This window comes from Marinobacter sp. SBS5 (assembly GCF_048285575.1).
Taxonomy (GTDB): domain Bacteria; phylum Pseudomonadota; class Gammaproteobacteria; order Pseudomonadales; family Oleiphilaceae; genus Marinobacter.
The window spans coordinates 220,124-243,675 of record NZ_JBLWAZ010000003.1 but is presented as its reverse complement, the minus strand read 5'-3'; the positions used below and the strand labels follow the sequence as shown (position 1 = coordinate 243,675).

Annotated in this window: 27 protein-coding genes and 2 tRNA genes; 24 read left to right on the top strand and 5 right to left on the bottom strand. The window is 53.9% G+C overall.

What is annotated here, in order from left to right; all coding sequences use genetic code 11:
- Positions 1 to 13 precede the first annotated feature (13 nt).
- Both ACNQ6O_RS08200 and ACNQ6O_RS08195 read left to right on the top strand, forming a co-directional pair.
- Positions 14 to 1,360: a UDP-glucose dehydrogenase family protein gene (locus tag ACNQ6O_RS08200; protein ID WP_418052747.1), complete on the top strand. Its 1,347-nt coding sequence runs from the start codon at positions 14 to 16 to the stop codon at positions 1,358 to 1,360.
- A 13-nt stretch (positions 1,361 to 1,373) separates the two neighbouring features.
- Entirely contained in the window at positions 1,374 to 1,784 is a 411-nt protein-coding gene (locus tag ACNQ6O_RS08195; protein WP_418052746.1) for an HIT domain-containing protein, read from the top strand.
- A 12-nt stretch (positions 1,785 to 1,796) separates the two neighbouring features.
- Here ACNQ6O_RS08195 and fabR read toward each other — a convergent pair whose 3' ends face one another.
- The gene (gene fabR, locus ACNQ6O_RS08190) at positions 1,797 to 2,423 is read right to left on the bottom strand and encodes an HTH-type transcriptional repressor FabR (RefSeq protein ID WP_418052745.1); all 627 of its coding nucleotides are present in this window, start codon (positions 2,421 to 2,423) and stop codon (positions 1,797 to 1,799) included.
- Positions 2,424 to 2,757: 334 nt separating this feature from the next.
- On the opposite strand from fabR, the gene aspS reads away from it, so the two are divergent.
- From aspS to nadA, 14 genes are all read left to right on the top strand, one after another.
- Positions 2,758 to 4,557 (top strand): aspartate--tRNA ligase, encoded by a 1,800-nt coding sequence (aspS, locus tag ACNQ6O_RS08185; RefSeq protein ID WP_418052744.1) that lies wholly within the window; start codon positions 2,758 to 2,760, stop codon positions 4,555 to 4,557.
- A 73-nt stretch (positions 4,558 to 4,630) separates the two neighbouring features.
- Positions 4,631 to 5,158 carry a crossover junction endodeoxyribonuclease RuvC gene (gene ruvC, locus ACNQ6O_RS08180; RefSeq protein WP_323750720.1) on the top strand — a complete coding sequence of 176 codons (528 nt, stop codon included), beginning with the start codon at positions 4,631 to 4,633 and terminating at the stop codon, positions 5,156 to 5,158.
- Between the two features lie 33 nt (positions 5,159 to 5,191).
- A complete protein-coding gene (ruvA, locus tag ACNQ6O_RS08175; protein ID WP_418052743.1) occupies positions 5,192 to 5,821 on the top strand; it encodes a Holliday junction branch migration protein RuvA in 630 nt (209 codons plus the stop codon).
- Between the two features lie 143 nt (positions 5,822 to 5,964).
- A complete protein-coding gene (gene ruvB, locus ACNQ6O_RS08170; RefSeq protein ID WP_418052742.1) occupies positions 5,965 to 6,996 on the top strand; it encodes a Holliday junction branch migration DNA helicase RuvB in 1,032 nt (343 codons plus the stop codon).
- A 1-nt stretch (position 6,997) separates the two neighbouring features.
- A complete protein-coding gene (ybgC, locus tag ACNQ6O_RS08165; RefSeq protein ID WP_418053365.1) occupies positions 6,998 to 7,414 on the top strand; it encodes a tol-pal system-associated acyl-CoA thioesterase in 417 nt (138 codons plus the stop codon).
- A gap of 38 nt (positions 7,415 to 7,452) precedes the next feature.
- Positions 7,453 to 8,142: a protein TolQ gene (gene tolQ, locus ACNQ6O_RS08160; protein WP_418052741.1), complete on the top strand. Its 690-nt coding sequence runs from the start codon at positions 7,453 to 7,455 to the stop codon at positions 8,140 to 8,142.
- A gap of 31 nt (positions 8,143 to 8,173) precedes the next feature.
- Entirely contained in the window at positions 8,174 to 8,620 is a 447-nt protein-coding gene (gene tolR, locus ACNQ6O_RS08155) for a protein TolR (protein ID WP_418052740.1), read from the top strand.
- An 81-nt stretch (positions 8,621 to 8,701) separates the two neighbouring features.
- The gene (gene tolA / locus ACNQ6O_RS08150) at positions 8,702 to 9,676 is read left to right on the top strand and encodes a cell envelope integrity protein TolA (protein ID WP_418053364.1); all 975 of its coding nucleotides are present in this window, start codon (positions 8,702 to 8,704) and stop codon (positions 9,674 to 9,676) included.
- 62 nt (positions 9,677 to 9,738) lie between these two features.
- Positions 9,739 to 11,013, top strand: coding sequence for a Tol-Pal system beta propeller repeat protein TolB (gene tolB / locus ACNQ6O_RS08145; protein ID WP_418053363.1), 1,275 nt, complete (start codon positions 9,739 to 9,741; stop codon positions 11,011 to 11,013).
- Positions 11,014 to 11,061: 48 nt separating this feature from the next.
- Positions 11,062 to 11,643: a peptidoglycan-associated lipoprotein Pal gene (gene pal / locus ACNQ6O_RS08140; RefSeq protein ID WP_114333560.1), complete on the top strand. Its 582-nt coding sequence runs from the start codon at positions 11,062 to 11,064 to the stop codon at positions 11,641 to 11,643.
- A gap of 25 nt (positions 11,644 to 11,668) precedes the next feature.
- Positions 11,669 to 12,433, top strand: coding sequence for a tol-pal system protein YbgF (gene ybgF, locus ACNQ6O_RS08135; protein ID WP_418052739.1), 765 nt, complete (start codon positions 11,669 to 11,671; stop codon positions 12,431 to 12,433).
- Between the two features lie 118 nt (positions 12,434 to 12,551).
- Positions 12,552 to 12,627 (top strand) — tRNA-Lys (locus tag ACNQ6O_RS08130).
- 60 nt (positions 12,628 to 12,687) lie between these two features.
- Positions 12,688 to 12,763: transfer RNA gene (locus tag ACNQ6O_RS08125), tRNA-Lys, on the top strand.
- 153 nt (positions 12,764 to 12,916) lie between these two features.
- On the top strand, positions 12,917 to 13,981 hold the full coding sequence (gene nadA / locus ACNQ6O_RS08120; protein WP_418052738.1) for a quinolinate synthase NadA: 1,065 nt from the start codon (positions 12,917 to 12,919) through the stop codon (positions 13,979 to 13,981).
- A gap of 18 nt (positions 13,982 to 13,999) precedes the next feature.
- On the opposite strand, the gene ACNQ6O_RS08115 is transcribed toward nadA, so the two are convergent.
- A complete protein-coding gene (locus tag ACNQ6O_RS08115; protein WP_418052737.1) occupies positions 14,000 to 15,469 on the bottom strand; it encodes a M48 family metalloprotease in 1,470 nt (489 codons plus the stop codon).
- 168 nt (positions 15,470 to 15,637) lie between these two features.
- Here ACNQ6O_RS08115 and ACNQ6O_RS08110 point away from each other — a divergent pair, with 168 nt between their 5' ends.
- Together ACNQ6O_RS08110 and ACNQ6O_RS08105 are read left to right on the top strand one after the other, a co-directional pair.
- Positions 15,638 to 15,865, top strand: a complete 228-nt coding sequence (locus ACNQ6O_RS08110) for a sulfurtransferase TusA family protein (RefSeq protein ID WP_418052736.1) — start codon at positions 15,638 to 15,640, stop codon at positions 15,863 to 15,865.
- A 15-nt stretch (positions 15,866 to 15,880) separates the two neighbouring features.
- Positions 15,881 to 16,957, top strand: a complete 1,077-nt coding sequence (locus ACNQ6O_RS08105; protein ID WP_418052735.1) for an AI-2E family transporter — start codon at positions 15,881 to 15,883, stop codon at positions 16,955 to 16,957.
- Positions 16,958 to 16,960: 3 nt separating this feature from the next.
- Here the strand turns inward: ACNQ6O_RS08105 and ACNQ6O_RS08100 are convergent, their stop codons facing one another.
- A complete protein-coding gene (locus ACNQ6O_RS08100; protein WP_418052734.1) occupies positions 16,961 to 17,428 on the bottom strand; it encodes a peroxiredoxin in 468 nt (155 codons plus the stop codon).
- A gap of 74 nt (positions 17,429 to 17,502) precedes the next feature.
- Between ACNQ6O_RS08100 and dapA the strand changes: the two genes are divergently transcribed.
- The 5 genes from dapA to ACNQ6O_RS08075 are packed head-to-tail and all read left to right on the top strand — an operon-like array spanning position 17,503 to position 22,099.
- Entirely contained in the window at positions 17,503 to 18,381 is an 879-nt protein-coding gene (gene dapA / locus ACNQ6O_RS08095) for a 4-hydroxy-tetrahydrodipicolinate synthase (protein WP_418052733.1), read from the top strand.
- Between the two features lie 35 nt (positions 18,382 to 18,416).
- On the top strand, positions 18,417 to 19,511 hold the full coding sequence (gene bamC / locus ACNQ6O_RS08090; protein ID WP_418052732.1) for an outer membrane protein assembly factor BamC: 1,095 nt from the start codon (positions 18,417 to 18,419) through the stop codon (positions 19,509 to 19,511).
- 44 nt (positions 19,512 to 19,555) lie between these two features.
- On the top strand, positions 19,556 to 20,269 hold the full coding sequence (gene purC, locus ACNQ6O_RS08085; protein ID WP_418052731.1) for a phosphoribosylaminoimidazolesuccinocarboxamide synthase: 714 nt from the start codon (positions 19,556 to 19,558) through the stop codon (positions 20,267 to 20,269).
- Positions 20,270 to 20,304: 35 nt separating this feature from the next.
- Positions 20,305 to 21,042: a TIGR04219 family outer membrane beta-barrel protein gene (locus ACNQ6O_RS08080; RefSeq protein WP_418052730.1), complete on the top strand. Its 738-nt coding sequence runs from the start codon at positions 20,305 to 20,307 to the stop codon at positions 21,040 to 21,042.
- Between the two features lie 49 nt (positions 21,043 to 21,091).
- Positions 21,092 to 22,099: an NAD-dependent epimerase gene (locus tag ACNQ6O_RS08075; protein ID WP_418052729.1), complete on the top strand. Its 1,008-nt coding sequence runs from the start codon at positions 21,092 to 21,094 to the stop codon at positions 22,097 to 22,099.
- Here ACNQ6O_RS08075 and ACNQ6O_RS08070 read toward each other — a convergent pair.
- Positions 22,087 to 22,881 carry an RluA family pseudouridine synthase gene (locus ACNQ6O_RS08070; RefSeq protein ID WP_418052728.1) on the bottom strand — a complete coding sequence of 265 codons (795 nt, stop codon included), beginning with the start codon at positions 22,879 to 22,881 and terminating at the stop codon, positions 22,087 to 22,089. The genes ACNQ6O_RS08075 and ACNQ6O_RS08070 overlap by 13 nt on opposite strands.
- Positions 22,882 to 23,023: 142 nt before the next feature.
- On the opposite strand from ACNQ6O_RS08070, the gene ACNQ6O_RS08065 reads away from it, so the two are divergent.
- Complete coding sequence (locus tag ACNQ6O_RS08065; protein WP_418052727.1) at positions 23,024 to 23,200, top strand: DUF2897 family protein; 177 nt, start codon at positions 23,024 to 23,026, stop codon at positions 23,198 to 23,200.
- Between the two features lie 3 nt (positions 23,201 to 23,203).
- Here the strand turns inward: ACNQ6O_RS08065 and ACNQ6O_RS08060 are convergent, their stop codons facing one another.
- Entirely contained in the window at positions 23,204 to 23,365 is a 162-nt protein-coding gene (locus ACNQ6O_RS08060; protein ID WP_418052726.1) for a hypothetical protein, read from the bottom strand.
- Positions 23,366 to 23,552: the final 187 nt, after the last annotated feature.

Below are 23,552 nucleotides of genomic sequence, written 5' to 3'. Positions count from 1 at the left end.
CGAGAAAGAATTCATGAAAATTACGATTTTTGGAACAGGTTATGTCGGCCTCGTGACCGGCGCTTGTCTGGCTGATGTGGGGCACGACGTGCTGTGTATGGATGTCGACGAAGGCAAAATCAACAAGCTCAAAAATGGTCAGATTCCCATTTACGAGCCGGGCCTCGATTCGATCGTCAAGCACACGTTTGAATCTGGTCGGTTGTCTTTTACCACCGATGTCGAAGAAGCCGTTAAACACGGATCCCTGCAGTTCATCGCAGTTGGCACACCACCGGATGAAGACGGCTCCGCCGATTTGCAGTATGTGTTGGCGGTGGCTAAATCCATCGGCCAGTATATGGACGATTACAAAGTGGTGGTCGATAAGTCCACGGTTCCCGTGGGCACCGGTGATAAGGTGAAGGCTGCGGTGCGCGCGCAGCTGGACAAGCGTGGTCTGGAGCTCGAATTCGACGTGGTTTCAAACCCGGAATTCCTGAAAGAAGGCGCGGCCATTAACGACTTTATGAAGCCGGACCGCATCGTGATCGGCACCGATAGTGAGCAAGCGGCGGATATGCTTCGTGAAGTGTATTACCCGTTTAACCGGAATCGTGATCGCATGATCTTTATGGATATCCGGTCGGCGGAATTGACCAAGTATGCCGCTAACTCGATGTTGGCCACAAAAATCAGCTTCATGAACGAGATGTCGAACCTGGCTGAACGTTTGGGTGCGGATATTGAAGCGGTGCGCCGCGGGATCGGTTCTGATCCGCGCATCGGTTACCACTTCATTTACCCCGGCTGTGGCTATGGTGGTTCCTGTTTCCCGAAAGACGTTCAAGCGCTGGCGCGCACCGCCCGTGATTGCGATTACGACGCCAAGCTGTTGAATGCGGTTGAAGCGGTTAACTACGCGCAAAAGCACGTGCTGTTCGATAAGATCAGTCACTACTTCCAGGGAGATCTGGAAGGCAAAGTAGTCGCCCTCTGGGGTTTGGCGTTCAAGCCGAACACCGACGACATGCGTGAGGCGTCATCCAGAACATTGATGGAAAGCTTGTGGAGGGCCGGGGCTAAGATTCAGGCTTTTGATCCAGAAGCGATGAATGAAACCCAGCGCATTTATGGCGACCATGACGGCCTTACCTTGTGTGGCACCAAAGAACAGGCGTTGAAAGGGGCGGATGTGTTGGTCATCTGCACAGAATGGAAAGAGTTCCGCTCTCCAGACTTCGATGCCATCGCCGGCACGTTGAAAGAGCCTGCGGTGTTCGATGGCCGTAACTTGTACGAACCTGAAATGTTGGAACGCTATGGCCTGACCTATTACGCAATCGGCCGCGGTCAAAACCAGTTCCATTCGGCGGGCTGATCAAGGGCAATGTATGTTTGAGCTCCACGAAAGACTTGAAGTCGACACGCACAGCCTGGGGCGCTCTGGACTGTGCGAAATTCGTTTGATGAATGACTGCACTTGGCCGTGGATTATTCTGGTGCCGGCGCTGCCCGGCATTCGGGAAATCTATCAGCTTACGCCGGAGCAGCAGGTAAAGCTGTTGCAGGAGTCGTCAGCCCTGAGCCAAGGCATGATGGAGCTCTTTGATGGTGACAAGATGAACGTGGCGGCCTTGGGCAACATGGTGCCTCAACTGCATCTTCATCACATTGTCCGGTTTGAAGGCGATCCGGCTTGGCCGGGCCCCGTCTGGGGCAAGCAGGCGGCTGTGCCGTATGGCGAAGAAGAGCTGGAGCGTGTTAAGGCTAAGCTTCAGCCGGTGCTGAAGCTGTTGGCTTAAGCCAGCTCCTGATTACTCCCGGCCTTGTTGCCATTGGGCCAAGGTCTGGGAGCCTACCAGAATCATCCTCAATTCGATTTTCAGCTTCGCTTTGAGCTCTTCTCGCTCTTTCGGTGTGGCATCCAAAGCTTCTGCGCCTTGATTGAACACCAGTGTGACCATCGCTTCGGCCACAACACGTGCGTCTGAAATGGGCTTGTTCTGCTCTTCCGCGAAGCGTCGCAGGTCAGCGGCTAGCTCAGTCACGAAATGCTCGATTTCGGCTTTCACGGCCGTACGGAATGGTTTGGACACACCGGTCCGTTCCCGCAACATCAAGCGGAACAGGTTGGCGTTGTTGCCCAGGTATTCCATAAAGGTATCAACTGAGGTCGAAATGGCGCTGCCATCCCGAACAATGCGCTTTCGAGCTTGTCGCATCAGTTGTCGTAGGGCGACGCCACCCTCATCCACCAGCGCAAGGCCCAATTCGTCCAGTTCAGCAAAGTGTCGGTAAAAAGAGGTGGGGGCAATGCCGGCTTCGCGAGCCACTTCGCGCAAACTCAAACTGCCAAAGCCCCGGTCTGCACTCAATTGCGCTAGGGCGGCATCCATCAGTGCCCGTCGGGTTTTCAGTTTTTGCTCTGCTCTGGTGGCCAAAATGGCTGCTCCAATTGCGGCTAAAGACCGTCATTCTAGCTGCCTGTTTCCATAGAGTCATCAGAGTGTCTTAAATGCGTTCTTGTACGCCTGATTTTCAGCGTCATTGTGTTTATAATGGGCGGCTTTTCCAGTAAGGTCGCAAAAAAATCCAGCGGCCAAGATTTTGCTGCAAGCAAGCAGGTGGAGATGGCTTTCCGAAACACGCTGTGAATACGTCCGTGTACGCTCGGCTCCGCCCTCCATGGCTCCGCACGGTTTCGGAAAGCCATCTCCACCTGCTTGCCCAGACATTACGAATTAACGCACACATTCAGAAACTACGGGAACCGGTATGCGCAGTCATTATTGCGGTGGGATCAACGAATCTCACATTGATCAGGAAGTTACACTCTGTGGATGGGTACATCGCCGCCGTGACCACGGTGGAGTTATATTCCTGGATCTGCGGGACCGGGATGGTATTTCTCAGGTCGTCGTTGACCCGGATACCGAGGAAAGTTTTGCGCTGGCTGAGAGAGTCCGGAGTGAATACGTTGTCAAAGTGACCGGCCTCGTGCGTCGCCGCCCTGCTGGCACTGAAAACGACAACATGCCTACCGGTCAGGTAGAGCTGCTGGGTAAAGAACTGGTTATCCTGAATGCTGCAGCCACGCCTCCGTTCCCGCTGGACGAGCATATAGACGTAGGTGAAGACGTACGTCTTCGCTATCGTTTTATTGACCTGCGTCGCCCGGAAATGATCAACCGCTTGCGTTTCCGTTCCCGCGTAACCAGCTATATCCGTAACTTCCTGGACAGCCGCGGTTTTATGGATGTGGAAACCCCCATCCTGACCCGTGCCACCCCTGAAGGTGCCCGTGACTATCTGGTGCCGAGCCGTACCCATGATGGTTCTTTCTTCGCGCTGCCTCAGTCTCCGCAGCTGTTCAAGCAGATGCTGATGGTGTCGGGTGTAGACCGTTACTACCAGATTGCCAAATGTTTCCGTGACGAAGACCTTCGTGCCGATCGTCAGCCGGAGTTTACTCAGGTGGATATCGAGGCTTCTTTTGTTGATGAAGAAAGCCTGATGAACCTGAATGAAGACATGATTCGGACCCTGTTTAAAGACGTGCTGGACGTTGAACTTCCAGAATTCCCACGCATGCCATACGCCGAGGCTATGCAGCGCTACGGCAGCGATAAGCCAGACCTGCGTATCCCTCTGGAACTCCAGGACGTAAACGATCTGGTTGAAAGCGTCGACTTCAAAGTTTTCGCCGGCCCTGCGAAAGATCCCAAAGGCCGTGTTGCCGCGTTGCGTGTACCGAAAGGTGGCGAATTGAGCCGTAAGCAAATCGACGAGTACACCAAGTTCGTGGGCATCTACGGTGCCAAAGGTCTGGCTTACATCAAGGTTAACGAGCTGGCCAAGGGTGTTGAAGGTTTGCAGTCTCCGATCGTTAAGTTCCTGGGTGACGACGTTGCCATGGCGATTATGGAGCGTGTAGGTGCGGAAGACGGCGACATCGTATTCTTCGGTGCAGACAAGACCACCGTTGTGAACGAAGCCTTGGGTGCGCTGCGTATTAAAGTGGGCCACGACCTCAATATGCTGACCTGCGAGTGGGCACCTATGTGGGTGGTTGACTTCCCGATGTTCGAGGAGACGTCCGATGGCGGCCTGACCGCTATTCACCACCCGTTCACCGCACCTTCGTGCACACCGGATGAGCTGGCGGCTGATCCGGCAAACGCTCTGTCCCGTGCATACGACATGGTGTTGAACGGTACTGAGCTGGGTGGCGGTTCCATCCGTATCCACGACGGCGCCATGCAGGAAACGGTGTTCCGTATTCTGGGTATCGGTGAAGAAGAAGCCCGTGCGAAATTCGGCTTCCTGCTGGATGCATTGAAGTTCGGTTGCCCGCCGCACGGTGGACTGGCCTTTGGTCTGGACCGTCTGGTGATGCTGATGACCGGCTCTTTGTCTATCCGTGACGTGATTGCGTTCCCGAAAACTCAGAGTGCCACGTGCTTGATGACTCAGGCGCCGGGTGAAGTAGACGAGAAACAGCTGAAAGAACTGCACATTCGTTTGCGGCGCTCAGCCAAGGCGGCTGACGGCGGTAAAACAGAAGACAAAGCGTAAGTGCTAACGACAAGAGGCGGCTTTGGCCGCCTCTTTGTTTTGGTGATCCTCTCGCAGAGTTGAGGGTAGGCGGATGCCAATCATTCTGGGCGTAGACCCCGGTTCCAGAATCACCGGTTACGGAATCATCCGCGTGGATGGTCGCCAGATCGAGTATCTTGATAGTGGCTGCATTCGAGTTGGCCAGAAACCCATGGCTGAACGTTTGCAAACCATTTTTCAGAGTCTTGCGCTGTTGATTGGTGAGTATCGTCCGGAAGAATTCGCCATTGAGCAGGTGTTCATGGCCCGCAACCCGGATTCTGCGCTTAAGCTGGGGCAGGCTAGAGGGGCGGCAATCGTCAGTGCTGCCAATAGCGGTTTGGCTGTCCATGAGTATTCCGCGAGACAGGTCAAGCAGGCTGTCGTAGGAACCGGAGGCGCCGATAAATCTCAGGTTCAGCACATGGTTCAGGCCTTGCTCGGGTTGTCCCGCAAGCCGCAGGAAGATGCTGCAGATGCCTTGGCCATTGCACTGTGCCATGCCCACATGAATCAAAGTACGCTTAAGCTTGCCGGTGTTGGTGGCAAGGTTCGGGGCGGCCGCGTCCGCCGGCAATAAACAAAGGTTGATAAGAGCCAGAGGAGACGGGCTTTGATAGGTCGTATTCGAGGTTTGCTGGTTGAGAAAGCCCCGGGCCAGGCACTGGTGGAGTGTGCAGGGCTGGGCTATGAAATCGATATTCCCTACACCACCTTCTTTCACCTGCCGGAAGCCGGACAAGAGGTGACTCTCCATACCCATTTTGCTGTTCGCGAAGATGCACAAAGCCTGTTCGGTTTTGCTTCTTTGCTTGATCGTAATCTGTTTCGGTTGTTGATCAAAGTGAACGGTGTGGGGCCTAAAATGGCCATCGGTATCTTGTCTGGGCTGGACGCGCAGCAGTTTATTCAGTGCGTTGAGGCCCGGGATGTCAATGCCTTGGTGAAGTTGCCCGGTGTTGGCAAGAAAACCGCAGAGCGTTTGTTGATCGACATGGCTGACCGTATCAAGCAGTTGGAAGGCCAGTTTGTGCCATCGATGCCAGAACAGTTGGTGGGCGGAGCGTCCAGCGGCACAGCCGCAGCTGGGCCTGACCCCAGGGAGGAGGCGGAAGCCGCGTTGATTGCGTTGGGCTACAAGCCTCAGGAGGCTGCTAAAGCCATCAGTAAGGTTGCAGAGCCGGGTATGAATAGTGAGTCGCTGATCAGGCTTTCACTGAGAAACATGATTCCAGCCGGGTAAGCCCGGCTTTTTTGTGTCGTATGATGACACTAATGTGTATAGAGCTTAACGTGACTCAGCCCGCGCCCTTTGTACAATTGGGGCAATTAAAGCCAAGGGCGACCAGCAGGCACGTTGTTTATTCCCAGTAAGTGGATAATGCCATGATTGAATCGGACCGACTGATAACGGCCAAAGCCGGAGAATACGAAGAGGTGCATGATCGCGCCATCCGCCCGACGCTGCTGTCTGAATACGTTGGTCAGCCTACGGTGCGCGAGCAGATGGAGATCTTTATCTCTGCTGCGCGGGCACGTCAGGAAGCTTTGGATCACACCTTGATTTTCGGCCCGCCTGGCCTTGGTAAGACTACGTTGGCAAACATCATTGCCAATGAGATGGGTGTTGCCATCAAAACCACCTCCGGACCGGTGCTTGAAAAAGCGGGCGACTTGGCTGCGATGCTGACCAACCTTGAAGAAGGCGACGTTCTCTTCATCGATGAGATTCACCGTCTCAGTGCAGCGGTTGAAGAGGTGTTGTATCCGGCGATGGAAGACTATCAGCTGGATATTATGATTGGTGAAGGGCCGGCCGCACGTTCTATCAAGTTGGATTTGCCTCCTTTTACCTTGGTAGGAGCGACTACCCGTGCCGGATTGCTGACGTCACCGCTGAGGGATCGTTTTGGTATTGTCCAGCGTCTGGAATTCTACAACACGGCTGACCTAACCCAGATTATTGCTCGATCGGCCCGGTTGTCCTCGGTCACGCTTGATGATGGCGGTGCTTTTGAAATTGCCCGCCGGTCCCGGGGCACGCCGCGAATCGCTAACCGATTGCTGCGACGGGTACGTGATTTCGCGGAAGTACGGTCAGATAGTCGGATTAACGCCGAGATCGCCGACCAGGCACTGAACATGTTGAAGGTCGATAGCCAAGGTTTCGACCACATGGATCGTCGGTTACTGCTGGCGATGATTGAGAAGTTCGATGGCGGCCCGGTCGGTGTTGAAAGTTTGGCTGCGGCTATCAGTGAAGAGCGGGGCACCATCGAAGACGTGCTAGAGCCGTTTTTGATTCAGCAAGGTTACATGGTGCGGACACAAAGAGGTCGTATGGTGACGTCGAGTGCGTATCAGCATTTTGGCGTCGTGCCGCCCAAGTCCGGGAAAGAGAGTAGCGGGTTTGAGTGATATAGCGGGCGCTCCTGCTTTTGAATTGCCGATTCGGGTCTATATAGAGGATACCGACGCCGGTGGCATTGTTTTTCATGCCAAATATCTTCATTACATGGAGCGCGCACGTACGGAATGGGTTCGCAGTCAGGGTGTTGGATTGCGGGCTGGGCTAGAGCAAAACGTGAGTTATGTGGTGCAGAAGATGGCTCTGCATTACGCGGCACCGGCCAAGTTGGACGATCAGTTGTTAGTCACTGCCGAGCCGATTGCTTTCTCTCGCGTGTGGATGACGTTCCGTCAGCAAGTGCTCAGAGCTGGCGACCGGCAATTGTTGTGCGACGCCGAAGTAAGAGTGGCCTGTATCGCACTGGATACCGGTAAGCCAAGGCGTCTGCCTGATAATATGAGTGTAATTCTTAAAAACGTGCTTTAATCATCTGAAAAATATAGAAACTTTTTTGGGAGTGTACAGTGGGATCCGAACTATCAGTCTGGCATCTGATTGCGAACGCAGGGCTTCTGGTACAGCTCGTCATGCTGTTGCTGGCGTTGGCATCTGTGGTGTCTTGGGCGCTGATCTTTCAGCGTGTGAAGATCTATCGTCAAGCTAAACAAGCCCAGCTGGCCTTTGAAGAGCGCTTTTGGTCCGGAATGGATCTTGGCCAGTTGTATAAAGACGTGAACGCCAATCCGACCCCGTATTCGGGGATGGAGTCGCTCTTCCGTGCCGGGTTCAAAGAGTTCTCACGGCTTCGCCAGCAAAGCCGTGATGCCGATGCGGTGATGGAAGGTGCTCAGCGGGCAATGCGTGTCGCTTTTTCGCGTGAGCAGGAGCGGCTGGATATGCACCTGCCGTTTCTGGCAACAGTCGGCTCCACCAGCCCTTATGTCGGTCTATTCGGCACCGTGTGGGGCATTATGAACTCGTTCCGGGGGCTGGCGCAGGTTCAGCAGGCTACGCTTGCAACGGTGGCGCCGGGGATCTCCGAAGCATTGATTGCCACCGCGATGGGCTTGTTTGCGGCCATTCCTGCTGTTATCGCCTATAACCGTTTCTCGACCATGTCGGATGCTCTGCTGAAGAATTACGAAACCTTTGCGGAAGAGTTTTCGAGCATTCTTCACCGCCGAGTTCACAGCGCCGATCAGGCCGGTTCGTGATGGTTGTCGAGACCAAGGGGAGGGTAGCACGATGAAAGGTATGGGAATGATGTCCCGGCAGCCACGTAAGTCGATGTCGGAAATCAACGTGGTGCCCTATATCGACGTTATGTTGGTCCTGCTCGTGATTTTCATGGTAACGGCTCCGATGCTTACGCAGGGCGTGAAAGTTGATTTGCCGGAAACCACGTCTGATCCCATCACTCAAGATAAAGACGTTGAGACCATTACCGTGTCGGTCGACAGCAATGGCGCTTACTACCTGGAAGTTGGCGATAACAGCAGTGATCCCATGACGTTAGAAGACGTGCGGGCACAGGTAGGTAAAATCCTGTCACAGCGTGCTAATAGCGAAGTATTGGTTCGCGGTGATGAATTTGTCGATTACGGCGTTGTGGTGCGATTGATGGCAGAACTTCAGGCAGCAGGTGCGTCCGGCATAGGCCTGATTACCGATGCACCCCAGAATCAGCCTTAACCAAGTGGCAGGATTGTTGTGAAGGGTCACGAACGGGACACCGTAAGTATAGACAGCACCTCATTGAAATCGCCCGTCGCGATGTCTCTGGGGTTGCACCTGCTGATTGTCGTGGTTGCGCTGGCGGGATGGTCTTGGACCAATCCGGTGCAGGAGCCTGAACCACGCAGTATTTCAGCGAGATTGATCAGCCCGGAGCCGAAGCCAAGCCCAGTGGTCGATGATCAAGACCAACGGGACGAGGCTGAAAAGCGGGAGCAAGCCGCAGAGCAGCAACGTAAAAAAGAAGAGGCAGAGCGCAAAAAAGCTCAGCAAGAGGCGGAGCGTCAGGCCGCTGAAAAAGCGGCTCAGGAAAAAGCACGAAAAATAGAGCAAGAGCGTAAGCGGCAAGAAGCTCAGGCTCGTGAAAAGGCTGAGCAGCAGGCGCGAGCTAAAGAAGCTGCTCGCCAAAAAGCGGAGGCTGAAGCGAAGGAGCGTGAGCGTCAGAAGGCGGAACAGGAACGTAAGCGCCAGGAAGAGGCCAAACGCAAAGCCGAGGAAGAAAAAAAGCGTCAGGAAGAGCAGCGCCGTAAAGAAGAAGCTGAGCGCAAGCTGAAAGAAGAGCAAGCGCGCAAAGAGGCCGAGCGTAAGCGAAAAGAAGCAGAGCGACGGTTGAGAGAGCAACAGCTTAATGCGCTGGCCGAAGAAGCTGAGAAGGCTCGCGAGAGCGAAGCACGTCGTCAGCGCGAGGCCGCTGCGGCCAAAGCGCGGGAAGCGCAAATGCTGACCGACAGTGAGAAATATCAGGCGCTGATTCGGGATCGCTTGGCGCAGGCTTGGTATCCGCCGGCTTCGGCGACAGAGAATATGGTGGCGCGGCTGCAGATTACACTGCTGCCGACTGGAGAGTTACAAGGTGTCACCTTGGTCAGCAGTAGCGGTAATGCCGCGTTCGATAACTCGGCGCTGAGTGCCGTGCGCTCTTTGAATCGATATCCGGTACCGAGCGACAGGGATACGTTTGAGCGTTACTTCCGAAAGTTTACGATTGAATTCAACCCCAAACGGTTGCGGTGAGGCTGACAATGTTTAAGAGCAAGAGTTCGAGGAGCGTAATGGCGAAACGAAACCTAACCGTAATGGGCTGGTTGGTGGCTATGTTGTTCGTTGCATCGAGTGCGCGAGCAGAGTTGCTGATTCGCATCACCGAAGGCGCAAACTCGGCCATTCCGGTGGCGGTCGTTCCATTCGCGGAAAGTGGCGCCATGCCGGCCGGTGACAAGGTCAGCAGTATTGTGCAGGCCGACTTGACCATGAGCGGTGAGTTCAAACCTTTGGATCCCGCCAAAATGCTGAGTCTGCCGTCTGAGCGTTCCGAAGTGTACTTTCGAGATTGGCGGATGTTGGGACAGCGTTACGTCTTGGTTGGGCAGTTAACCAACAGTGGTGGCCGAGTAGAGGCGCGCTACGAATTGTTTGATGTGAACCGTGAGCAACGGATTTTGGGCGAAACGGCCGCTGCGCCGGCAGGTAACGTTCGCTCTTTAGCTCACCATATCAGTGACCGTGTGTACGAAGCGATTACCGGCGAGCCCGGTGCTTTTTCAACCAAATTGGCGTATGTGACCTTATCAGGCATGGGTAAAAATAGTGTCTACCGCCTCCATGTCAGCGACATAGACGGGCAGCGCTCCAAAGTGCGCCTGGAAACTGGGGAGCCGATTCTGTCTCCAGCCTGGTCACCGGATGGTAAGAAGCTGGCCTACGTGTCCTTTGAAACCGGCAAGCCGGTCATTTTCATCCATGAATTGGCGACCGGCAAACGCACCAAAGCGGCTGACTTTCCCGGACTGAACTCCGCGCCTGCATGGTCGCCCGATGGTCAGTCGTTGCTTATGACTCTATCCAAAGACGGTAATGCCGAGGTTTATGAAAAGAATCTGGCCAGTGGCAAGCTTACAAAGCTGACCAACCACTGGGCGATCGATACCGAAGCGGCTTGGGATCATGCCGGAAAGGGCGTTTTCTTTACTTCTGACCGTTCCGGTGGGCCACAGATCTATTACATGGAGCGTCCCGGTGCAGAAGCTCGCCGACTTACCTTTGGTAGCCGTTACAACGCTCGAGCGCGCCCGGATTCGAAAGGTGAATACGTTTACTACGTGCATCAGCGGGAGCGTTCGTTCCACATTGCACGTCGTAATCTAAAAACCGATGAGGAGTTTATCGTTACTCGCACTGGAACCGATGAGTCTCCCAGCGTGTCGCCTAACGGCCGCATGCTGATCTATGCCACCGAACAAGGCGGCAAAGGGGTCCTCACGGTGGTTTCCGCTGACGGCGGTGCTGCATACAGCCTGCCAGCCTCAGAGGGTGAAGTAAGAGAGCCCGCTTGGGGGCCGATTACACGCTAACCCCGATATCGCTTAAAGAAAGTCAATGTCACGAAAAGGAAGGTAATTATGAAAGTATCTGCACAAAACAAAGCGTTTGCCATGCTGTTGTCCTTTGGGCTGGTTGCGGGCTGTAGCTCGACCGGTGACACCATGGAAGAGGATGGGTACGGTTACGATTCCGGCTCAGACGTTGCTGCAATTGATCAGGAAGGCGGTTCTACTGTCTACGGCGGCGAAGACGGGGAAGGCGTTTCCTCTTCCGTTCTGAGTGATGAAGAGCGTGCTGAGGCCCGTGCGAAAGCCGAGCAGGAAGCGCTTCGCAACATCACAACCTTCTACTTCGATTTCGATACCTCCGAAATCAAGCAAGAAGCCCGCAATGCGCTGGTAACCCATGCGCGTTTCCTGTCCAGCAACCCGCGCCAGCAGGTTCGCCTTGAAGGTCACGCAGACGAGCGTGGTAGCAAGGAATACAACCTGGCACTGGGTGAGCGTCGTGCCAAAGCCGTTGAGCGTTTTCTGGTGGTGAACGGTGCTTCACGTGGCCAGATTGAAACCGTAAGCTATGGTGAAGAGAAGCCGGTGGTTCGTGGCTCTAGCGAAAGCGCTTATGCTCAGAACCGTCGCGTTGAGCTGATTTTCAAGTAATTAACGTTAATAACCGGACTGACCCATGAGACATAAACTCATGGCGGCCGTGCTCATCCCGCTAGGCTTAGGCCTGGCGGGTGCCGTTTCCGCACAGTCGTCGACGCCTGCGTACCAGAACACTGCCTCAGAAGCCCAGCGTAAAGCTGGAAATAGCCAGGCAACTGCCGAGTTGTTTTATATGATTCAGCAGCTCCAGGGCGACGTGCGGCGGCTTCAGGGTAAAGTGGAAGAACAGCAGTACGAAATCCGCAAGCTTCAGCAACAGGGTAGAGATCGCTACGTGGATCTCGATCAGCGGATATTGGATTTGTCGAAAGCATTGGACGAGAGAGCCTCTGTACCCGATGCAGCGACAAACAATACGGAGTCTTCTGCGAGCAAGCCTAAGGTTCGGAATTATCGGGCACCCGATGCAGAAGAGCGGCAAGCCTACAATCAGATTATTGATATGATCCGCAACCAAAAAGCCTACGACGAGGCCATTACTCAACTGTATGAGTTTGTGGACAAGTATCCGGAAGGTGACTTAACCGTCAATGCCTACTATTGGTTGGGTGAGGTGTATCTGGCCAAGCCGCAACTTGAGCAAGCGAAGCAGGCCTTTACCATTGTCGCTACGCGTTACGATGATCATCGAAAAGCAGCCGATGCGGTCTACAAGCTGGGCGTGACACTCGACAAGCTGGGTGAAAAAGGCGAAGCTAAACGCCGTATGCAGATGGTGGTGGAGCATTATCCGGATTCCAGTGCGGCAGATCTCGCTCGAAAGTTCCTTGGTGAAGCGTGAAGTTGTTCACGCAACCACCAATTTGGTTGCTGTTTAAGCAGTAACTAAAAAAAATCAAAAAAACCCTGAAAAAGGGGTTGATCAGCAAAAAAATATCATTACTATACGCGTCTCCATTGGGTCGTTAGCTCAGTTGGTAGAGCAGTTGGCTTTTAACCAATTGGTCGATGGTTCGAATCCATCACGACCCACCAATTTCAGAGCACCGGACATGTCCGTTGTTCGTCGGGTGAAAAACCGGCAATACCAGTTATGGGTCGTTAGCTCAGTTGGTAGAGCAGTTGGCTTTTAACCAATTGGTCGATGGTTCGAATCCATCACGACCCACCAACATAGCAAAGCCGGAATCGTGGTTTTGCTCGAAAAAAGAGCCTTCGGGCTCTTTTTTTTTGCCTGCAGTTTTTGGGGAGATGTCGCGCTGACCTCATTTCAAATGGGGAAGTGATATACTCGGCCTGTAACGTTCAACGCAGAGATCCATCAATGACACGAGCGCAAGACCGTATCCTTGTTCAGGAACACCTGGCTCATGCCGCTGAGCCTAAGCCTCTCAGCACTAGCGAGAAAGCCGAGCTTGAGGCCCGCATCAAACAGGTACTTTTAGACAAAGATGCTGTGCTGGTTGCTCATTACTACACCGATCCCGATATTCAGCGTCTTGCTGAAGAAACGGGTGGCTGTGTGGCTGACTCTTTGGAAATGGCGCGTTTCGGCAACCAGCATTCAGCCACGACCGTGGTAGTGGCTGGTGTCCGGTTTATGGGCGAAACAGCGAAGATTTTGAACCCTGAAAAACGTGTGCTGATGCCAACGCTGGAAGCGACTTGTTCGCTTGATGTTGGATGCCCTGCAGACGAGTTTTCAGACTTTTGTGATCAGCACCCTGACCGCACTGTTGTTGTGTACGCCAACACCTCGGCGGCCGTAAAGGCGAGGGCAGACTGGGTGGTCACCTCAAGCTGTGCGCAGGCGATTGTAGAAGATTTGGATGCCAAGGGAGAAAAGATACTCTGGGCACCCGACAAGCACCTGGGCCATTACGTGCAGAAAACAACCGGCGCGGACGTACTCCTGTGGGACGGCTCCTGCATCGTTCACGAGGAGTTCAAGTCGAGAGGGCTTGAAGATCTGAAGGCGCTGTACCCGAATGCAGCGATTCTGGTGCACCCGGAGTCACCTGACGCGGTCGTTGAGATGGCTGACGTGGTCGGGTCAACCTCTCAGTTGATTCATGCCGTGCAAAGCATGCCCAACGAAGAGTTTATTGTCGCGACCGACAACGGCATCTTCTACAAGATGCAGCAGCTGGCACCCAATAAAACTCTGATTGAGGCGCCCACCGCCGGGAACGGCGCCACATGCCGTAGCTGTGCACAGTGTCCATGGATGGCGATGAACGGGTTAGAGAACCTGCTTCATGTTCTGGAAACCGGGGATCAGGAAGTGCACGTTGATCCAACCCTTCGTGAAGACGCCTTGCGCCCGCTCAAGCGCATGTTGGACTTTACGGCAGGCATGAACCTGAAAGCGGCTGGTAATGCCTCCTGATTTGCTGACAGCTCCGGATCAGGGCCTATTGGCTTGCTGAATGCGGCTGGCGATATCGCTCAGCCGCTCGCTAACCACCTGTCTTTCCGCAGAGCCTGCCGGCAGCTTTTCTTGGGCTTGGCGCAACTGGCGCTGAGCTGATTGGTAGTCTCCTCTCAAAGCGTCGTATTCCGCTCTCGCTCGATGAACGCCAACAATGTTTCTGGCCATGCCTTCGGCTTCCGCAAGTCGCAACCAGATTTGATCACCGGAAGGTCGCTGTCGCGTCAATTCCTTCAAATAGCTGGCGGCTGCGGTGCCATTTCCGTCTGCGATCTCAAGGCTAGCCAAAGCCCAAGTGACGGGGTAGTTGCGCGGGTTCCTTGAGAGCGCTGTTTTCAGAATCTGTCGGGCGGCCTCATATCGCTTTTGTTCGGTATAGACTTCAGCGAGAGAAACTTGGAACGTAATTCGGCCCGGATTTTTAGACAAAAGTTCCTGCAGTATCTTCTCGGCTTTATCAAATTGCTTGTTTTCTTTGTAGGCAACGGCAAGACCGTAGCTTATAGCATCATTTTTTTTGGCATCGTCGCGGTTTAGGTACGATTCGAACACCTCGACTGCGGATGCGGGGGAAGAGGCGTAGTGCACCTGCAGGCGGCTGCGCATCAGATGATACTCCTGACTGTCCTGAACGGCTTTGCGCGGATACTGCTCGGCCCGGTTTTGCGTGTCGGAGACCCGGCTTTGCGTCAGAGGGTGGGTGGAGAGGTATTCGGGCATCTGGTTCCCTTGCAGGCGGTTCTGGCGCATCATTATTTCAAACATCTCCGGCATGCCTTTAGGGTCGAGGCCGGCGCTGGCCAGAATGTCCAGGCCCACCCGGTCAGCTTCCTGTTCATGAGCCCTGCTGTAGGACAGCATGTTTTGAATGGCCATGGCCTGCGTGCCCGCTATGGCAGCTATGCCAATGTCGGATTGAGTGACAGCAGAAAGGACGATGCCAGCGATCATGCCTGCCAGCGTCAGTGGGGCGCTTGTTTCTTGCTGCTCCATTCTACGCGCGAAATGACGTTGGCTAAGATGTGCCAATTCGTGGGCGAGTACCGACGCAAACTGTTGTTCTGTGGTGGCATTCAAGAAGAGTCCGCCATTTACTCCAACCACTCCTCCGGGCACTGCGAACGCGTTGAGTGCAGGGCTGTCGATGAGCACCAGGTTCAGGTTGCGGTTATCCAACGGGGCGAAAGGCACCAATCGGTAAATCACGTTGTAAAGGTAGTCATACACTAGGGGGTCCTGCACCTGCGGCGCCGAGCGGCGGATCGAGGTCATGGCCTGTTCGCCGATGCTGGCTTCCTGTTGGCCGGCGATAAGTCCGCCGCTGCCTCCAAACGAGGGGAGTGCCGAGGGCTCAGCCTTCAGCGCAGGTGCTGCGAGAAAAACTATGAGCAGGGCGGCCGCAATGATCGACGTTAGTGTGCGGCGGTCTTTACGAATTAGCGTCATGGATTTAGGTGTTGCCTCATCGAGAATGTGTGGTTTTGGCTGCAGGCGTATTACGATAGCTAACGCTGATACTCTGTGCAGTATTACCAACAGTTGTGATGCAATAGAGTAACACTGTCGGCATAATGCCTGCCCATTGTTGAATGAATATTAATGGTGTTTTTCAAGATGGCTGACCGAACTCTGGATGCAAGCGGGCTGCGTTGTCCTATGCCGCTTCTTAAAACCAAGCTAGAGCTTAATGCTATGGCTTCTGGCGAGTGCTTGGAAGTCATCGCAACGGATGCTGGATCGGCACGGGACATCCCTGCTTACATAAAATTATCCGCCCACGAACTCCTTAGCTATAAGGAAGATAACGGTGAATACCGGTTCGTGATAGAGTGCGGCGGATAATCGTCGGAGCGTTTCATGATCAGAGTCTTGCGAGATCTCGCGAATAAGTATTTTTCAGATGAAGAAGCGGTAGTGCTGTTTCTTATCTTGCTTGCGGGCACCGTATTTATTGTTTGGTTCGGAGCCATGCTGGCGCCGGCTATTGCCTCCTTGATTGTCGCTTTTATATTGCAGGGGTTGGTTCTCAAGCTGCAGAAGTGGGGGGTTCCTGACTTCGTTGCTGTTATTAGCGTGTTCCTCATGTTTTTGGGGGTGCTGGTCGGTTTTCTCTTCGGATTGCTGCCTTTGGTTTGGTCTCAGGTATCGAATCTGGCAAAAGAAGCGCCAAGGATTATCCGAGAACTCCAGTCGTACCTGGAGGTTTTGCCCGATGAATACCCGCATCTGGTTTCGGCGGAGGCTGTGAATGCGGTGTATCAGCAGGTATCTACCGAAGTTGCCCATATAACCCAGTGGCTGGTGTCGTTTTCGCTATCCAGTATCCCGGATCTTGTCGCGCTTCTGATCTATATGGTCTTGGTGCCCATTCTGGTGTTCTTCTTTCTGAAAGATCGCGAGCTGTTGGTTAGCTCTTTCGCACGGCTGTTGCCTAAGCAGCGTCCGATGATGATTGGTATCTGGCGTGAGGTGAACATGCAGTGCGCCAATTATGTGCGAGGCAAAGCTGTTGAGATCCTGATCGTGGGGTCGGTGACCTATATCGCGTTTAAGGTGTTAGGTATGCCTTATGCGGCCTTGCTGTCGTTGCTGGTGGGGTTGAGCGTGGTTATTCCATACATCGGTGCAGCAGTGGTTACCATTCCGGTTGCGGTGATCGGGCTCTTTGCGTTTGGTTGGGGTAGCCACTTCATATGGGTGATGGTGGTGTATGGCATTATCCAGGCGCTAGATGGCAACGTGTTGGTGCCGGTCTTGTTCTCGGAGGTTAACAATCTGCACCCGGTTGCTATTATCGTGGCTGTGCTGTTTTTCGGGGGTGTCTGGGGATTGTGGGGCGTTTTCTTCGCCATACCGCTGGCGACCATGCTCAAGGCCGTATTTGCAGCTTGGCCGGTGAAGAGCGTTGCTTCCTCACCGGCAGCTCAGGCGTAATGACTACAGCGCTTTGACGGCATCCAGCACTTCGTCGGCGTGGCCTTTTACTTTAACGCCGCGCCATTCTTGACGGAGTACGCCTTCCTTGTCGATCAGGAACGTACTTCTCTCAATGCCCATATATTCTTTTCCGTAAAGCTTTTTGAGTTTAATAACGTCAAAAAGCTTGCACAGGTCTTCGTCTTTGTCTGAAATCAGGTGAAACGGAAACTCGTGTTTGGTCCGAAAGTTTTCGTGTACCCGCAAGCTGTCGCGGGAAACGCCGAATATTTCAGTGTCCAGAGCCGTGAAATGCTCCATGCGGTCACGAAAATCCTGGCCTTCGGTGGTGCATCCGGGGGTGTTGTCTTTCGGATAAAAGTAGATAATAACGTTTTTACCCTTAAGGTCAGCCAGGGTAATAGATTGATCACCGGTGGCCTGGGCCTGAAAATCGGGTACAGGCTGATTCAATGCTACGGATGACATGACATCTCCTTTAATTCCCTTGTGTCAGTTCGAGCCCAACATTACCATATCGGTTTTATTCGGACGGAGTTTTTATGATTACGGGTAGCCTCGTCGCACTAGTTACGCCCATGCATCCCAATGGTGACATCCACTGGGAAGACTTGGACAAACTAGTGGACTTTCATATCGAAAATGGCACTCATGGCATTGTGGCTGTGGGCACCACCGGTGAGTCCGCCACCTTGGACCCGAAAGAGCATTGTCGGGTTATCGGCCATATCATAAAACGAGTGGATGGCAGGATTCCTGTGATCGCCGGTACCGGCGGTAACAGCACACGGGAAGCAATCGACCTGACCACGGAAGCGCACAAGCTGGGCGCGGATGCGTGCTTGCTGGTTGTACCTTATTACAACAAGCCGACTCAGGAAGGTTTGTACCAGCATTTCAAGGCGATTGCCGAAGCCGTACCGGGTATGAGTCAGATCCTTTACAACGTGCCGGGACGGACAGCTTGCGACATGCTGAATGAAACGGTGCTGCGCCTAGCAGACATTCCCAACATCGTGGGCATCAAAGATGCCACCGGAAACATTCCGCGCGGTATTGAGCTGATCGAAGGCTTGGCAGGGCGCTTGGCGGTGTATTCGGGCGACGATGCGACGGCAGCCGATCTGATGCTTGCAGGAGCCAAAGGGAACGTGTCTGTAACGGCCAACGTCGCGCCAAAGGGGATGTCGCAGCTGTGTGAAGCCGCTATTGCCGGTAACGAAGAAGAGACTCGCCGTCTGAACGAACAGCTGATGCCGCTGAACCACAAGCTGTTCCTGGAAGCGAATCCGATTCCGGTGAAGTGGGCTTTGACGCATATGGGCATGATCGGAGAAGGGATTCGTCTGCCGCTGACGCCGTTCAGCGACAAGTTCCACGGTGAAGTGGAAGACGCACTCAAGGCTTCAGGTGTTCTCTGAGGCTAACTCCTTTTCTCTTCAACCGGAGTAACCCGATGCAGGTTCCTGGAAGAACCCGTTATAAACTTGTAACTCTAGCCCGGCCTGTTGCCGGGCTTGTGTTTGCTGGCACACTCGCTGGCTGTGGCTTTCTGCACGACCGTTCCGAAGACTACGTGAACGCACCGCAAGGAACGCCCATTCAAGTGCCTGATGGCTACGATAGTTCGCGTATAGGCGAAACCATGCCTATTCGTAGCATTAACACCGACGACTCTCGCCGGATGTACCCATCTTCCATTCCTCGCCCTCCGGATATGACGTCTGAGATTCTCGACGAGAACTACGTTATCGAGGAGCTGGACGGTAGATTGTGGTTGCTGGTGAACGATGTACCCGGGCGTTTATGGCCTGCGGCTAGCGCGTGGATGAACCAGTCCGGCCTAGGTATCGCGCATGACAGCCCTCAGTTGGGTGTTCTGCAAAGCGAGCTCGCCAACTTCAGTATGGCGGCCCGTTCGATGCTTGAGCTGGAAAACGCGCCATCTACATCTGAACCCAAAGTGCTCGTGCAACTGAGACTGGCTCCCGGTATTCGCCGGAAAACCACTGAAATCCGTGCTCAGGTGTTAGAGCTCAATGAAAAGCCGGAAGGTTTGGTCGCTTGGAACTCGGATTCGACCGACAATGAGCCGTCGCAATCGCTCCAGAAAAAGCTTCTTGGTGAATTGGCGGAGTTTCTGAAGCAAAGAGAGGATAGCAAATCCTTCTCCAGAGCTGCTTCAGGCATGGTCGCTAAGCCGCTGGTTCGATTGGTGTCTGAGGACGAACAGGCGAAAGCTGTTGAAGTCGAGTTGGATTACGGCCGAACCTGGGCTGAAGTGAACCGTTCCCTCGAAGAGGTTGGTGCGAACATTGTCGACATCGACCGCAGTGCCGGTTGGGTTCAGGTGGACTTCCGCACCGAAGACGAACGTTCGCCGGGCTGGTTCTCTTGGTTCAGCGACGAAAAAAAGCTCACCCACACCCACACGGTAACAATCAGCAAGGCCGCCCCTGCCATGGTGGTTACGGCAGAACGCGTTGACGCCTATAATGGTGAAAACACCAGTGCCGACCTGCTTACCAAACTGTTTGAACATCTGTACTGATTAACGGGGCGGCCGGGCAGGCCGCCGACCGTTTGGAGACCCTAATGGAAAAGCGCGAAGAGCTATACGCGGGTAAGGCAAAATCTGTTTACCGCACCGATGACCCCAATCGTTTTGTTCTGGTATTCCGGGACGACACCTCCGCCTTTGACGGCGAAAAGAAAGAGCAGCTTAACCGTAAAGGTATGGTGAACAACAAGTTCAATGCCTTCATCATGGAAAAGCTCGAAGCGGCCGGCGTGCCGACCCACTTCGAAGGGTTGCTCTCCGGCACAGAATCTTTGGTGAAAAAGCTCGATATGATTCCGGTGGAGTGTGTTGTGCGCAATATCTCCGCCGGCAGCCTGTGCCGCAGAATTGGCGTGGAAGAGGGCGTCGAACTGAATCCGCCCACGTACGAGCTGTTCCTGAAAAATGATGCTCTGCACGACCCCATGGTGAACGAGTCCTTGGCGGTGAGCTTCGGCTGGGCTTCAGAGGCCGAGCTGGCACAGATGAAAGAGCTGACCTACAAAGTTAACGACGTGCTGAAAGCGATGTTTGACGAGGCCGGCATGTTGCTGGTCGATTACAAACTGGAGTTTGGCCGCAGTGAAGGAACGATTGTTCTGGGTGACGAATTCAGCCCGGACGGCTGCCGTATCTGGGATAAGGAAACCCGCAAAAAGATGGATAAAGACCGGTTCCGTCAGGGGCTTGGCAGCGTGATTGAAACCTACGAAGAAGTAGGTCGTCGTCTCGGCATCAGTTTCGACTGATCAATACAATAAATAACCAAACGACAAGGTGTGTTATGCGTAAATTGATGATTGCTGTGGGTGGCTCCTTGGTACTTGCCGCTCCTTTGGCCAGTGCAGATGTAGTCGGCGCGGGTGCGAGTGTTAGCTACTGGAACTCGGACTTTTCCGGTGAAGTCGTTAACAAGGGTGATGTTGTCGATATCGACAAAGACCTCAAGATGAGCAGCGATGGCAACGCCAACTTTACGGCTAACTTTGAACACCCGATTCCGGTACTGCCCAACGTCCGAGTGAACTACACCGGTATTTCCCAGAGTGGCAGTGGTAAGGTTGGTGCATCGGCTTTTGACGGCATTCTGCCGGGCGCCGATGTTAAGTCTGATCTCGATATCGAGCAGTTGGATGCCACCTTTTACTATGAAGTGTTGGATAACTGGGTGAACCTGGATCTTGGTCTGACCGCTCGTAAGATGGATGCTGAGCTGATTGTTCGGGAACAGCGTACTAATGGCCGCGTCAGTAAAACAGAGGTCGACGCAGTATTGCCTCTAGGCTACGCCTCCGTTCGCTTCGACCTGCCGTTCACTGGCGTGTCTGTTGGTGGTGAAGGTAACGTGATTTCCTACAGCGGTGACTCTTTGTACGACGTCAACGTATACGGTCAGTTCGATGTGGCTGTGCTGCGTCTGCGCGCCGGCTACCGTCAGATGGCCATTGACTACGAAGATGACGACGACCGGCTGGATGTGAAGCTTTCCGGCCCATTTGCCAGCGTTGGCGTAGACTTCTAAGCAAGCTATAAAGGCGCCTTCGGGCGCCGTTTTTTTTGGAGAACAGACCTTGAAAATTCTCGTAACGGGCACCGCCGGCTTTATCGGCTCACACCTTGCTCATCGGCTGCTGGATCGCGGTGATGAAGTGATCGGTGTGGACAACGTTAACGACTATTACGACGTCAACCTCAAAGAGGCGCGGCTGGCAAGGCTGCTGGATAAGCCGGGCTTCACCGAAGTGCGGGAAGACGTGGCCAACCGTGAGGCGATGGAAGCGCTTTTTCAGAAGCACAAGCCTGAGCGGGTAGTTCACTTGGCAGCGCAAGCCGGTGTTCGCTATTCCCTGGAAAACCCGCACGCGTATATTGATGCCAACTTGGTGGGCTTTACCAATATTCTGGAAGGCTGTCGCCACAACGATGTGAAGCACCTGGTGTATGCGTCCAGCAGCTCGGTTTACGGTGCAAACGAAACCATGCCGTTCTCAGTGCATGACAACGTGGACCATCCGTTGAGCTTGTACGCCGCGTCAAAGAAAGCTAATGAGCTGATGGCCCACACCTACAGCCATCTGTACAACATGCCGACCACCGGTTTGCGGTTCTTTACCGTGTATGGCCCATGGGGTCGACCGGATATGGCGCTGTTTATCTTCACCAAGAAGATTCTGGCGGGTGAGCCGATTGATGTGTTCAACCATGGCCAGCACAGGCGCGACTTCACTTACATCGATGACATTGTGGAAGGCGTTATCCGCACGTTGGATCACGTGGCGGAACCGAACCCAGAGTGGTCCGGCGCACAGCCCGACCCAGGCACCAGCAAGGCACCGTATCGGATCTACAACATCGGTAGCAATAGCCCGGTAGAGTTGTCCCGGTTTATTGAGATTATCGAGGAGCGAGTGGGTAAGAAAGCGCAGAAGAACCTGTTGCCTTTGCAGCCGGGTGATGTGCCTGCCACCTACGCCAATGTCGACGACCTGATCAACGATGTTGACTACAAGCCTGCCACACCGGTTGAGGAAGGCATTGCCAACTTCGTGGACTGGTATCGGGACTTCTACAAAGTCTGACCAAAGGCCTGCCTGCGCTTGAGCAGCGGGCAGTCGAAAGCCAGATGCACGGCTTCAAGCTGAAGTCCTGATGCATCTGGCTTTCCATAAAGTCTGTCCCCGACAATAGGGTGGCCGATGCCCGCAAGGTGTTTGCGAATCTGATGTTTTCTGCCGGTTTCGATGGTTACCTTCACCTCCGTAGTGTTTGCCTCGTCATCAAAGCTCAACGTTGTTACTCGGCTGATGGATTCCTTCCCTTCCAATTTCGCATTAATCACTAATTCATCCGCCTCTAGCCGACCCGCCACAGTAGCCCGATAAATCTTGGTGACGGTGCGGCCGGAGAATAGCTGCGACAATGCGCCAGCGGCCTTCCCATCATGAGCAATCAGCATCAAACCGGCGGCATCGCCGTCTAGGCGGTGCACCAGAAAGCAGGGTTTGTTCAGTTCAACTTCCGCAAGCCGAAGTAGGCTGCAATGATCGCCCCATTGTGAGCCTTGGGAGAGCAGCCCATGCGGCTTGAACCATACGCTGTAACTGCGAAACGCCTGCACCAGCTTTGGGGTCTCCGGGGTTTTGGAAAGCACCTGATCGTCATAAAAAAGCTCGATGCGAGTACCGGGCTTCAGGTCCCGCTTAGCCTTTCTAAGCCGAACCTTCTTACCTTTTTGTGTCCACCAGCAGGCCCCTTTGGCCATCGCGTCTTTGATCCGTTGCTTGGGTAGGTCTGACGCTTGAGCCAGTGCGTCCACGGCGGTTTGAGTGGAATCAACGGTTATATCGAGCTGTTTACGCATCTGGGGTCCTGAATGGGCGATCGACGGGGCAATGGTACGAAGCTACAGAACGTGGGACAAGTGATTTCGCGCGAGGTGAATGAGTTAACCATTCTAAGGGTAGGGTGTACACTGAGCTGAAATGCCGGGAAGGAGATTGAAGATGCCCCTCATAGGATGGCTGTTTATTTTCGCCGCGATTGGCTTGGTGGTTGGCAGCCTCTTGTTGCTCAGAGACAGCGCCAACATGACAATTCCAGAAGACAAGCTGGAAAAAATCCGTGCACGAAAAGCCCAGCTCGAAAAAGAAGAGCGGGAGAAAGAAAAGCGGGAGGGCTAAGCTTCAGAGCCCTGCCAGCATCACGTAGTCTTGGGCTAGGTAGAAGGCCCAGTCGTAGTAAAAGTAGGGGTCCAAGTATTTGGTATCAAGCAACTCAGGGTGATCGGCGACCACTGCCAATGCCATGATTCCAACGGCACACGCACATTTTTTTCCAGTTCCCACGCTTAACTCCTTCTAAGCGACACACCCTTAGCCTTCTGGTGTGTATTGGTTGGTTACACGTTTCAGTGTGTCCGTCGATAAGAATAGTCGACGCTGGGTGGCTTACCATTTTTTGTGTATATTTTTTGTCCGTATCGGGATAGGGTTTTTCGGAATTGACGCTGGGTGAGTATCCGGTAACCGTTGC

What these genes read in the sequence shown, in the direction of transcription:
- ACNQ6O_RS08200 (WP_418052747.1), top strand. Translation starts at nt 14, where the DNA reads ATGAAAATTACGATTTTTGGAACAGGTTATGTCGGCCTCGTGACCGGC.
- ACNQ6O_RS08195 (WP_418052746.1), top strand. Translation starts at nt 1,374, where the DNA reads ATGTTTGAGCTCCACGAAAGACTTGAAGTCGACACGCACAGCCTGGGG.
- aspS (WP_418052744.1), top strand. Translation starts at nt 2,758, where the DNA reads ATGCGCAGTCATTATTGCGGTGGGATCAACGAATCTCACATTGATCAG.
- ruvC (WP_323750720.1), top strand. Translation starts at nt 4,631, where the DNA reads ATGCCAATCATTCTGGGCGTAGACCCCGGTTCCAGAATCACCGGTTAC.
- ruvB (WP_418052742.1), top strand. Translation starts at nt 5,965, where the DNA reads ATGATTGAATCGGACCGACTGATAACGGCCAAAGCCGGAGAATACGAA.
- tolR (WP_418052740.1), top strand. Translation starts at nt 8,174, where the DNA reads ATGAAAGGTATGGGAATGATGTCCCGGCAGCCACGTAAGTCGATGTCG.
- tolA (WP_418053364.1), top strand. Translation starts at nt 8,702, where the DNA reads ATGTCTCTGGGGTTGCACCTGCTGATTGTCGTGGTTGCGCTGGCGGGA.
- tolB (WP_418053363.1), top strand. Translation starts at nt 9,739, where the DNA reads ATGGGCTGGTTGGTGGCTATGTTGTTCGTTGCATCGAGTGCGCGAGCA.
- pal (WP_114333560.1), top strand. Translation starts at nt 11,062, where the DNA reads ATGAAAGTATCTGCACAAAACAAAGCGTTTGCCATGCTGTTGTCCTTT.
- ybgF (WP_418052739.1), top strand. Translation starts at nt 11,669, where the DNA reads ATGAGACATAAACTCATGGCGGCCGTGCTCATCCCGCTAGGCTTAGGC.
- nadA (WP_418052738.1), top strand. Translation starts at nt 12,917, where the DNA reads ATGACACGAGCGCAAGACCGTATCCTTGTTCAGGAACACCTGGCTCAT.
- ACNQ6O_RS08115 (WP_418052737.1), bottom strand. Translation starts at nt 15,469, where the DNA reads ATGACGCTAATTCGTAAAGACCGCCGCACACTAACGTCGATCATTGCG.
- ACNQ6O_RS08110 (WP_418052736.1), top strand. Translation starts at nt 15,638, where the DNA reads ATGGCTGACCGAACTCTGGATGCAAGCGGGCTGCGTTGTCCTATGCCG.
- ACNQ6O_RS08105 (WP_418052735.1), top strand. Translation starts at nt 15,881, where the DNA reads ATGATCAGAGTCTTGCGAGATCTCGCGAATAAGTATTTTTCAGATGAA.
- ACNQ6O_RS08100 (WP_418052734.1), bottom strand. Translation starts at nt 17,428, where the DNA reads ATGTCATCCGTAGCATTGAATCAGCCTGTACCCGATTTTCAGGCCCAG.
- dapA (WP_418052733.1), top strand. Translation starts at nt 17,503, where the DNA reads ATGATTACGGGTAGCCTCGTCGCACTAGTTACGCCCATGCATCCCAAT.
- bamC (WP_418052732.1), top strand. Translation starts at nt 18,417, where the DNA reads ATGCAGGTTCCTGGAAGAACCCGTTATAAACTTGTAACTCTAGCCCGG.
- purC (WP_418052731.1), top strand. Translation starts at nt 19,556, where the DNA reads ATGGAAAAGCGCGAAGAGCTATACGCGGGTAAGGCAAAATCTGTTTAC.
- ACNQ6O_RS08080 (WP_418052730.1), top strand. Translation starts at nt 20,305, where the DNA reads ATGCGTAAATTGATGATTGCTGTGGGTGGCTCCTTGGTACTTGCCGCT.
- ACNQ6O_RS08070 (WP_418052728.1), bottom strand. Translation starts at nt 22,881, where the DNA reads ATGCGTAAACAGCTCGATATAACCGTTGATTCCACTCAAACCGCCGTG.
- ACNQ6O_RS08065 (WP_418052727.1), top strand. Translation starts at nt 23,024, where the DNA reads ATGCCCCTCATAGGATGGCTGTTTATTTTCGCCGCGATTGGCTTGGTG.